This window comes from Campylobacter sp. RM9334 (genome assembly GCF_020138145.1).
Taxonomy (GTDB): domain Bacteria; phylum Campylobacterota; class Campylobacteria; order Campylobacterales; family Campylobacteraceae; genus Campylobacter_E.
The window spans coordinates 1-11,344 of the sequence record NZ_JACGAX010000034.1; the positions used below are offsets into that span (position 1 = coordinate 1).

8 protein-coding genes and 1 pseudogene are annotated in these 11,344 nt (G+C 22.7%); 1 reads left to right on the plus strand and 8 read right to left on the minus strand.

Annotated features, from left to right (window positions below; all coding sequences use genetic code 11):
• Window positions 1-252: 252 nt before the first annotated feature.
• Entirely contained in the window at window positions 253-1,659 is a 1,407-nt protein-coding gene (locus AVBRAN9334_RS09775; RefSeq protein WP_336607701.1) for a phosphomannomutase/phosphoglucomutase, read from the minus strand.
• Window positions 1,656-2,684, minus strand: coding sequence for a glycosyltransferase (locus AVBRAN9334_RS09780; RefSeq protein WP_239802666.1), 1,029 nt, complete (start codon window positions 2,682-2,684; stop codon window positions 1,656-1,658). Before AVBRAN9334_RS09780 ends, AVBRAN9334_RS09775 begins: the two co-directional genes overlap by 4 nt.
• 37 nt (window positions 2,685-2,721) lie before the next feature.
• On the opposite strand from AVBRAN9334_RS09780, the gene AVBRAN9334_RS09785 reads away from it, so the two are divergent.
• Complete coding sequence (locus AVBRAN9334_RS09785; protein ID WP_336607702.1) at window positions 2,722-5,220, plus strand: bifunctional glycosyltransferase/CDP-glycerol:glycerophosphate glycerophosphotransferase; 2,499 nt, start codon at window positions 2,722-2,724, stop codon at window positions 5,218-5,220.
• 30 nt (window positions 5,221-5,250) lie between these two features.
• Here the strand turns inward: AVBRAN9334_RS09785 and AVBRAN9334_RS09790 are convergent, their stop codons facing one another.
• The 6 genes and pseudogenes from AVBRAN9334_RS09790 to AVBRAN9334_RS09815 form a co-directional block, all read right to left on the minus strand.
• Entirely contained in the window at window positions 5,251-7,521 is a 2,271-nt protein-coding gene (locus AVBRAN9334_RS09790) for a hypothetical protein (protein WP_336607703.1), read from the minus strand.
• Window positions 7,493-8,242, minus strand: coding sequence for a glycosyltransferase family 2 protein (locus AVBRAN9334_RS09795; protein WP_336607704.1), 750 nt, complete (start codon window positions 8,240-8,242; stop codon window positions 7,493-7,495). Before AVBRAN9334_RS09795 ends, AVBRAN9334_RS09790 begins: the two co-directional genes overlap by 29 nt.
• Window positions 8,242-9,801 (minus strand): capsular biosynthesis protein, encoded by a 1,560-nt coding sequence (locus AVBRAN9334_RS09800; protein ID WP_336607705.1) that lies wholly within the window; start codon window positions 9,799-9,801, stop codon window positions 8,242-8,244. Before AVBRAN9334_RS09800 ends, AVBRAN9334_RS09795 begins: the two co-directional genes overlap by 1 nt.
• A complete protein-coding gene (locus AVBRAN9334_RS09805) occupies window positions 9,698-10,201 on the minus strand; it encodes a capsular biosynthesis protein (protein WP_336607706.1) in 504 nt (167 codons plus the stop codon). The genes AVBRAN9334_RS09800 and AVBRAN9334_RS09805 overlap by 104 nt, the downstream gene beginning before the upstream one ends.
• A 61-nt stretch (window positions 10,202-10,262) precedes the next feature.
• Window positions 10,263-10,997 (minus strand): 3'(2'),5'-bisphosphate nucleotidase CysQ, encoded by a 735-nt coding sequence (gene cysQ, locus AVBRAN9334_RS09810; protein ID WP_336607707.1) that lies wholly within the window; start codon window positions 10,995-10,997, stop codon window positions 10,263-10,265.
• Window positions 10,994-11,344 (minus strand): annotated as a pseudogene (locus tag AVBRAN9334_RS09815) (alpha-2,3-sialyltransferase); the annotation flags it as partial. The gene cysQ and the pseudogene AVBRAN9334_RS09815, both read right to left, overlap by 4 nt.

An 11,344-nucleotide genomic window follows, 5' to 3' on the forward strand; every position in this document is an offset into this window, starting at 1 on the left:
AAAATCACCCGCCGTAAAATTAATTTTATATATTTTATTGTTTTTATTAAGGTATTTGCTAAAACGCTTAAAAAAAGGCCCTAAAGGTCCTTGTAAAAATAAAATATTTTCATTATTAAATTTACTTATTAAACTATTTATATTCATACTTTCTTTCACTTAGAATACTACCCCCACAATTTAGTAATATTGAGCGTGGGGGGGGGTATTTTAAAAATTTTTTAGTTATATTAACCTAAACTTATTAACTAATTAATATTTAATTATTTCATCTAAAAGTTTAAAGGTAAATTCATTGATTTCTTTTAATTTATCTTCACTAATACTTTCAAATCTAGCTACTAAATAAGGGCTAGTATTACTTGCGCGAAGTAGTGAAAATCCATTTTCAAATTCTAATCTCACTCCATCAATTTCAATTAGCTTAGCATTTAGATTAAGAGATTTTATTTTTTCTTTATAAGTATTTATTATATTAAATTTATCACTTTCATTTACTTTTATTTTTATTTCATTACTTGAATATGCTTTAGGTAAGTTATTTAAAATATCAATAAAATTAGGATTTTTTAAATATAGCTCAATAATTCTTAGCATAGAATAAATCGCATCATCGTATCCATAATATTTGTCATTAAAAAATACATGTCCGCTAAGTTCTGCTGCTAAATCTACATTTAATTCTTTTATAGCTTTTTTGATATTTGAATGACCTGTTTTACACATTGAGCAAGTTCCTAGCTCGTTAATTTTATCAAAAATTACTTTTGAGCATTTAACTTCACAAAGGATTTTAGGATTTTTAATATTATTTGCAAATAGATAGCAAAGCTCATCACCTTTAATGATTTTATCTTTTAAAACACATACAATTCTATCAGCATCTCCATCAAAACCAAAGCCAAGTGTCGCAGTATTTTTAACATAGTTATTTTTATAAAGTGGAGTAGGGCAATGATGAGAAAAATTGCTAAAATTAAGCTCATTTTTAATAGCAAATAGATTTTCTTCTTCTGTTGGGTCTGGCTCGTGAGATTTAAACTCACCATCAAATTCACTAAAATAGTGAGCATATTTAATATTTAAAATATCTAAAATGTTTGCTACAACTTCACAAGCTGCACCACTAGCCGTATCAATTGCTAGATTTATATTGGCGTTTTTAAGATGAGCGAATTCTTTTTGCAAAAACTCAATATATTTTGTTTTAATATCTAATTCTTCATATTCGGCATTTTCAATCTTATCATCAAAATCTTTTATGTGATTTGCAACTTCAGTATAAATATCACTAAGCTCTTTTGCAAAAAAACTTTCTTTATTTATAGTGATTTTAAAGCCATTGTATTCTTTAGGGTTATGTGATGCTGTTATCATAATATTTGCATCAATTTCATAAGCATAATTGCTAAAATACCCAAGTGGAGTAGGAACAAGTCCAAGTGAATAAACCTTAATTCCTGCACGATTTAGCCCATAAATTAAAGCATTATTTAAGACTTTATTACTAAGTCTTGCATCATAGCCTACGCTTACGCTTTTTGCGTTTTTACTAAGTATAATTTTACCTATTACAAAACCTAAAGCCTTAGTAAAACTAGGACTAATCTCAGTCCCAAAAATCCCCCTAATATCGTATTCTCTAAATATGTGTTTCATTTTGTTTTCCTTAATTTAATATCTTTAAAAAAATCTTTTGGTCTAGTAATTAATTTTCTTAATTTAGATTTTAAGCTATATTTATTATATTTTTTATCATAAGAATATAAACCTATGCTATTTTCAATGTTATATTTTTTACATAATTGTTTTAAATAGGTTATAAATTCTGGTAATTCTCTTTCATCTTTCCAAACATTATTATTTTTATAATCATACTCTTTCATTTTTTTTATAAGTAAGTCTTGGTTAGTTGATTTTTTGAAATAAAATTTATTAAATAATGGTCTATCATGCCATCTATGAATTAATATTAAATCTTCAAAAAATAATGGAAGTGTATAGTACGCCATATACTTTCTAAAACCTTTTAGGTTTGCAACTATATTTGAAGTTTCATTAATATAATAATCATTTGGTTTTTTTGCGATAGGGTTGTTTGCAATTAATCTATGAACTAATTCTAGGTCTTCGCCACCATGGCCTTGAAAATTTATATCAAATAAGCCTATATTTTTTAAATACTCCTTGTTAATAATCATAATAACCCCATTAAGACCTATATTTTCTATAAGTTTTCTAGAACCTTCTAAATAGCTATTTTTTAATATAGATAAATTTTTGTTTGTTTCAAATTCTTGTGTTCCTGTTTTGGTTAGATATACAAATGGAATTAAAATAAATTTTTTTATATTAGTTTCTAATTCTTGATTTACTTTATTTGATAATTTAATAAAAAAATTATCATCATTTAACAAATCAATATCGTAAAATAATATATATTTTTTACTAGAATGTATTATTGCTTGGTTTCTAGCGATTCCTGGAGAAAATGGATTTTGATATTTAGTGTGTATAATTTTTATATTTGGGTAGTTAGATTTTAATATTTTATTTTTACTAGCATCAGATATTATAAATTCATAGTTTGTATTTTTAAAATATTCAATTAACTCTAATGCTCTTTTATATATGAAATGTTTTTTATTTTTATAACACACAGTTGAAATTATACTGATTTGCATTTTTATCCTAAAATATTAAAAATTTTTAAAGGTTATTATGACATACAAATATAAAATTACACATTTAAATGAATTTTTTTATGATTTTAAAATTAAATTATTTAAAAAACAAATATTTAAACTACCTTATAAATCATATTCAACCTACACAATAGTCTCAGCTGTTTATAATGTAGAAAAATATTTAGATGATTTTTTTACTTCAATAATAAATCAAAGTATAGGGTTTGAAAAATCAATTCAATTAATAATGGTAGATGATGGTTCTAGTGATAATTCAGCTAATATTATTAAAAGGTATCAAAAACTATACCCTGAAAATATAATATTACTTTATAAAGAAAATGGCGGACAAGCAAGTGCTAGAAATCTTGGACTAAAATACGTTAAAACTCCTTGGGTAACTTTTACAGACCCTGATGATTTTTTAGATAAAGACTATTTTAAAAATATAGATATAGAAATATCAAAAAACAATAATTTAGCAATGGTAAGTTCAAATATTATTTTTTACCATGAAAAAGATAATTTTTATAAGGATAATCACCCACTAAATTATAAATATAAAAATAAAAAATCAATTAAAATTAAGGATTTGGGTAAGAATATTCAACTTTCAGCTGCTAGTGCAATTATAAAAATTGAATTAATAAAAGAATTTAAATTTGATGAAGATTTAAAACCTTGTTTTGAAGATGCTAAATTTATAAATGAGTATTTATTGGATAATTTAGAAAAAGATGCAATATTTATTGAAAATGCTAGATATTTTTATAGAAAAAGAGTTGATGGTAATTCTACGCTTGATAAAAAATTAAAAGATAAAAGATATTTTTTAGATGTTTCATCTCGTGGATACTTAGCTTTACTTGAATATACACAAAATGAGTTAGGGTATATCCCTAATTTTATACAGCAGACTATTATTTATGATGTTTATTGGATGATAAAGGAGCTAATTGAAAATTATTTAAAAGTTATTAGTTTAGCTAATGAAGAAAAAAAATATCTTGAAAATATACTAATAGATATATTTGAATATTTAGATGTTGATGTGATTAAGAATTCTTTTTTATTAAGAAACAATTATTTATTATTAGGAGTTTTAAAAAAATATAAAAATTATTTAGAATATACAAATGCTTGTGTTTTAGAAAAATACACAAAAAAATATTTAAGAATAAGTTATTATTCTGTTATAAAAGAAGATAAACTAGAAATTTTTATAAACAATAAAAAACGTAATATAGATTTGATTAAAATTCAACAAATTAATTTATTAGATGAATTTGTTATTTATAAGAAAATTATATATCTTAAAGAAGTAGGGTATATAAAAAATATAGAAGTAGTGTTAGATAATCAAAAATTGGTTAAAAAAGATAAAAGTTATTATAAAATCAAGTATTTTTTACAATTGGGTATTCAGTATGATACAACGATAAAATCAGATAATTTTGAATTTATGGAATATATAAATAATAAAAGCTTTAGTGAAAATATCCAAATAAATGAAGCTATATATCAAAAAATACGATATCATTTAGGATATAAAAAACATGAATTATGGTTATTTGCTGATAGGAAGTATAAAGCAAATGATAATGCAGAGTATCTTTATGAATATATTCAAAAAAATCATCCAGAACAAAAAATTGCCTTTGTCATAGACAAGAACTCATCTGATTATATAAGATTAAAAAACAAGAATTTTAATGTAGTATCTAGTTCTGGAATTTGGTTTAAAATACAATTGTTTAAAGCTAGAAAGATTATAAGCTCACATACTGATAATTATTTATTAAAAGGTATTGGTAAATATACTTTATTTAATAAAGATTATATATTTTTACAACATGGAGTAACTAAGGATAATATATCAAACTGGCTTAATTCTAAAGATATTTCGCTAATAATTACAAGCACAACTGATGAATATAATTCTATTGTTAGTGATTATTCTGATTATAAGCTAAGTTCAAAAGAAGTTGTGCTTACTGGCATGCCTAGATTTGAAAAACTTATAGAAAAAAGTAGGGCGATTAAACAAGAAAAGATGATTTTGATTTTTCCTACTTGGAGAGAGTATTTGGCAGATAAAATTGATAAACAAACATATAAAAGAAAGAAAAATGATAAATTTTATACTAGTTTATATTATCAAAATTATAAAGAACTTTTAACCGGTAAAGAATTGGAAGAATTGTGTAAAAATAATGGATATAAAGTAGTTTTTATGCCACATTTTGCAATGCTTGAATATTTAGATGATTTTAAATTGTCTTCTTTTGTAGAAGTTGTAAATATGCAAGATATTGATATTCAAGAATATTTATGCAAAGCTAGTATTTTAATAACGGATTATTCATCAATAGCTTTTGATTTTGCATTACTTAAAAAGAAAATTATATATTTTCAATTTAGCGAAGAAGAATATTATAACCATACATATTCACAAGGATATTTTAATTATAATAAAAATGGTTTTGGTATGATATGTGGTAATGCATATGAGATTATAAAAACCTTATATTAATAAAGTTTTTATACCCAATATTGTTATTTGCTAAGAAAAGTCATAATATTTACTTAATAGCTTAAAAAAAGAATTAATTTGTTCTTTTTCTTCAATATTAATATTTGAATTATTTAAGTCTTGTTCTAGATATTTATTAAAATGGGGCAATTTTAAGTTAAATATAATATTTCTAAAAAATAAACTATCTTTTAAAGCTTTTGGCTTGTATTTTATTTTTTTTATTTGTGAGTACATTAATAAATTATGATGATTTCCATAATTAAAATCTTGACTGCAAATATGATTATGCATAAAATCTTCATAAAATTTTACATATTCATTAATAGCACTTCTGTGTCCTAATAAATGTGTGCTTCCTAATCCATAATATTGTTGTTCATCTGAGATTTCTCCTACTTTAAGCTGATTAACAATATCCATGTTTATATTAATTATTTCTAAGTCATTGCGACAAAGCATTACTATATCGTATTCAATATTGCTTTGCTTTTCATATTTTTTTAACAAATTAAAACTAGCCAGTTGCCCATAATATAAATTTGCAACAAATAGTTTTTTTATATGATTTGGTTGTTTTTCAAAATTACTTAGTTTTATTTTTGGATTATTGATTAGTAAGTTATTAATTTCTTCTTTTGTTATTTTTCTTTTTATATCGTTTTTTAAAAAACATTCAGATGTTAATGGTAGCAAAGTCTTAAAATCTTTAGTTGAAGCTATGCACTTTGGTATTTTTTGAAATACTTGAGGTATAAAAAATCTATTAGCCCAGTTAATCCAAGGGCTACAATTTGCCCAAATTTGACATTCGTCCCAAGCAAATAAGAAAAAATCAGCTTCGAAGTATTTGCTAATATCAGCAATTATTTTTTCTATGCTTTTAGTCCATCCATCACCTCTTAACATACCATATAGACATACTGCATAACGTTTTTTTCTTAAATATTTATATTTTTGCGTATAATATCTACTTGTTAATTCGTTATATTGTATAAATTTTAAATATGATTTTTGATAATTATCTTGCAATAATATATTTATAAAATTGCCATATGAAATTACATCTCCAAAAAATTTTTCTTTTTCTTCTTCATTTCTTAAAATAAAATATTCTATTAATACAATAGATAAAACTTGAGTAAATAAGGTGTTTGCCTTCTTTAAAAAAGGAACAATATTTTTTACACACTCTGCTTTTAAATTATTATTACTTGTTTTTAATATGTAACAACCTATTATAATAAAGTCATTAAAATCTATTTCTATTTTTTGCTTATCAATATTAATACTATTATTAAAATAATTACTAAAGTATTCAAAATATTCTTTAAGAATTTTAAGTTGTTTTTTATTATTGGCTGTAAATTCTTTTAATAATTCTAGGCCATCTGATTTTAAGCAATCAATAGTAAGAATGTAAGATGTGTTATTGATTATATTATAAATTTGAAAAAATAATTTAAATTGTGCACTTAAAAATGCATATTTTAAAAAATCAAAACTTGCTTGTTTATTTAATAGTTTTGATAATATGTATGTATTTAGCAGATTAAATTCATAGTTATTAATATATTTTTCAATAATAAACCTATCAAGTTTTAAATATTGATTTAAATCCTTAGATGTTTTTAATGCTATATATTCAGTTTTTTGTATTTTATAGCTCTTAATATTTTTATTCTCTTTCATTAAATGATTAAAAATTGATATTATAAGTAGTTTATCACTTATTTTATTATTTGTTTTTATTATGTCTATAGCATTTTTTGTAAAATACTTAGCATTTTTAAAATAGTAAATATCTATATCTATATTTTCATTTATTATTTGTTTTTGACTAATAATATTTACTAATTTATTTTTAATTTTATTTAAAGATAATCTTGAATTGTTATTTAAATCTTTTATGGTTATAAATGAACCATCAAGTCTAAGTTTTTTTGCATTATCTATAAAATCATTGAGATTTAAATTAATTATTTGATTGGAATTTACTAGTAATAATTCATCATCATCTTTTATCTTTAAAGTAGTGCAGTATGCGTATTTTACAATAGAATCAGTTAGAATAAATTCTGCATTCAATTCTGTTTGTATTTTTTTTAAAGCTATTCTAAATTGATTGGCATATTTTTGTTGTAGAATTATAATGTATTTAGCATTGGAAATTTCTAGATTTTTTATAATTTTAATTATTATTTCCTCACTAGATATATTAATACAAGGTTTTGTATTTTCATATTTTACTTTGCTAATTATTGAACTAAGTTCATATGCATAAATTATAATATTTAACATTTTGTTCCTTTTTTATTATCATTTCATATTCATTAGGTGTTCCACAGGGGATAATTTCGTTTTGTTTTATCTGGTAGTATTTAATTACTTTTTTATCTTTTATAAGATAGTTATACATAGGTGCTATATAATATTCATTTTTTGAAGTTTCATTATTTGCTAACATTGTTTGAAAAATTGTTATAAAATCGTTTGAGTTTTTAAAATAATAAAGCCCACTACTACATAAAGATGATATGCGTTCTTTTTCTGTTGTCTTTAAGACTAAGTTATCAGTGCCAGGTAGAATAAACGACCAATTATCTCCATCTGCTTCAAAAACTTCTAAATAGCCATCACAATTAGCTAAAAATTCTTCATTTGGTAATTGAAAATTAGGTCTAATTGTATCTATATTAAAAATTAAAATATCATCTTTTATATTAGATTTTTCTAAACCTAAGTATACGGTATGCGCTTGACCTAAAGTATCAAAATCTAGTTCAATAATCATATGAGTTTTTAAATTTAACTTTTTACATTCTTTAATAATAAAATCTTTAGTGCTATAATCTTTTTTACAAATAAATAAAAAATTACAGCCATTAAAATACTTATTAAAGCCACTTATTATTTCATAAAATAAAGTATTGTTATTTATAAGAAGCATATATTTTGGTATTTTATATCCTGCTTTAAAAAATCTACTACTAAGTCCTGCCATTGGAAATATTATTGTCATTATAATTCCTTAAATTCTATATATAATCTTATTGCGTTTGCAAGTAAGGCATATTGTTTTTTTAAATCATCGCTGTGAAGCGGAAGCATTGATAAAAAAAGATGAATTGTTATAATATAAATCTCTTTTATATTAAAAGTATTTTGAAAAATTTCTAAAAATTTACTTTGTATTTCATCAATACTTTTATTTTTATATAAACTAAAATCTATTATGTAATTGTCATTTGTGTTTTTAAATTTTAATTTATAGTGTTTTGCAATTATAAAATCATATAGTCCAATAATTGAATGAAATAACTTAGCATAATCATACGAACTATTTCCGTATGGTGTTATGTTGTTTTTGAAATCCATTCCTCTAGGATCAATTGTTTTTATAGAAGCAGATTTAAAATCATATAAAATATTGCTAAAACAAAAGTCTCCGTGAATAAAACTATTTTGTTTTTGCTCTATAAGATTACTATCAATGTCCTTTATAATTTCATTTATACTAGTATTAATTTTTTGATTAAAAATAATGTTTTTATCAATGTTAAAGTTAGCTTCTTTAGAGAATTCTTTTAATCTTTGTTGTGTTTTGAATTTATAATCATAGCTAACTGCTTCTTTTGTTTTATGACTATGTAATATAGTTAGAAAATTTTTTAAACTTAAAAATATTCTTTCCCAAGTAATTTTGTTGATTTTTCCAAAAACATAAAGCTCTGATAATGTATTTAAATAAAGATACTCTGTATAGTATTTATTATTTTCTAAATAAAAATGAGGTATATATAAAGACAATTCCTTTGGTAAAGAGCCAAACCAATTTTGTTCTGCTTTTATCCTATTATCCATAGAAGAACTTTTACATACATAACCATTGATGATTTTTAAGGAATTAAATGCTCTTTCTGTGGTTATAGTCTTTTTGGTATTAAAATAATTTGTCGCAATACCACAATCAAGCCAAGTTTGATTTGTGTTTAAATTAAAATTATATTTTTTTGAATAATTTAATAGTGTTTGTTTAAAATCATAATCGCATTCAATTAGGCATTTTAAAAAATAATTTATGTTTTGAACTTCAAAAAAACCATTGAGTATATCTTTAGTATTCAATTCTTGATTATTTTTTATATGGAATATAGGCTTTGTATCTTTAAGTAGATAAGTCCAATTATAATTATTATTGCTTCTTGATACTCCTATACTATTATCTAAAAAGTTTAAATTTTTAAAAAATGTATCACCATGTAAAATTTTTAAACCTTTTTTTAAATTTGTATTAGTTAAATTTAAACAAATTGCCTGAGATAATGATTGCCCTAATGTTAAGTTTTCATCTAGTCTTAGAATATTTATTTTAAGTTCTTTTAATTTTAGGTTATCGTATTTATTTAGTTCGTAACTTTTTGGTATAGTTAGTATAATTTTATCATTTATATTTTTAAATAATGAAGATTGGTATTCATATAATTTTTTTCCGCCTATTGGTAGAAACGATGGTGGTACTTTTCCAAATTCTGTTTCTAGTTCCGGATTTACATAACGAGCAGAGGTTATGATAATCATTTATACCCCCCCCCACTATATCTATATTAGAAGAATGGGTATTTAATAATTCTTTTATTTCTTCATAACTTTTAGATATAAATTCACTAGGTCTAATAGCTTTATCATCTATATAAAATCCTTCTTCTCCACACCAAGGTTTTCCAATAATTATTTCATCATATGGGACATTATATTTATTGAGCCATTCTATGATTTTTGGTAAAGTATTAATATTGATTTTACCTATATTTCCTTTGTATGTATTCATATTTCTGCTTGTATTAATAATTATTTTAAATCCCATTTTTTTATATTCAATTAATTTTTTTAACATCTCTTTATTGATTGGTTTATTTTCATAGCTGCAATTAGAATTTATAGCTATTGTCCCATCTAAATCCACAATTAGGTTTTTCATGTTAAATATTTCGATATGTATAAATATATTATCATATCCTCTCCTTAAATTTTTAAAATATCTATTTCGCAACAAAATACGGGTTTAATAGATTCTCTTTATTGTACTTTAAAGGTTTTAAAGTATGGTAATTATATACATTTTTTCCAGATTCACTTACAATAATATGTGCAGCTGCCGTATCCCATTCCATTGTAGGAGCTAATCTAGGATAACAATCAGCTTCACCTGAGGCTACCAAACATAGCTTTAGGGAACTACCTATTGATATAAATTCTTTATCTAGATTTGTTTTTATATTATCAATAAAATATTTCGTTTCATCGTTCAAATGAGATTTGCTTGCTACTATTTTATAAGTATTTTTATTTAGTTCTAATGGTAATTTTACATTATTCTTATATGCACCTTTATTTTGTTGTGCATTATATAATAATTTCAATGCAGGTGCATATACAACTCCTAAAATAGGTTGGCCGTTATGTATTAATGCTATATTTATTGTCCATTCTTTGTTTTTATTTATAAATTCTTTTGTTCCATCAATAGGATCTATTAGCCAACAGTATTCCCAATTTTTCCTTACACTATATTGTATATTTTTGTTTTCCTCTGAGATAATTGGTATGTTGTATTTTGTAAGCGATTTGCATATGTAATTATTTACAACTAAATCAGCTTCAGTTAATGGACTTTTATCATTTTTATAATATATATTAAAATCATTATTAAAAATATCTAGCGCATATCTACCAGCATTTAAAGCAATATTTATTATTTCATCTATAGCTATCATTCTTTCCTAACTTGTTTTGGTTTAAAATCTTGTTTTAATTGTTTTATTTTTAAAGGCAATATAAATATGCTTAATTTATACCAATTAGAAAATGATTGTATTAATAATTCTCCTAACTTATAAGCATAAGTTTGCTTTAGCTTTGATGCATCTATATAATCATTGTATTCATATAATTTAGGTTGTTTTATATAATTTTTATTTTCTAATATATGATTTAAATATATTATTAATATTTTTAAAGGTAATAGAATTAATTTTACTTTATTAGTGTTTATTGCACATGTACCTAATTTATAAGCGAGATGGTTTTTAATTCTTTGGCAAGCTGTACCATTTTGTATTAT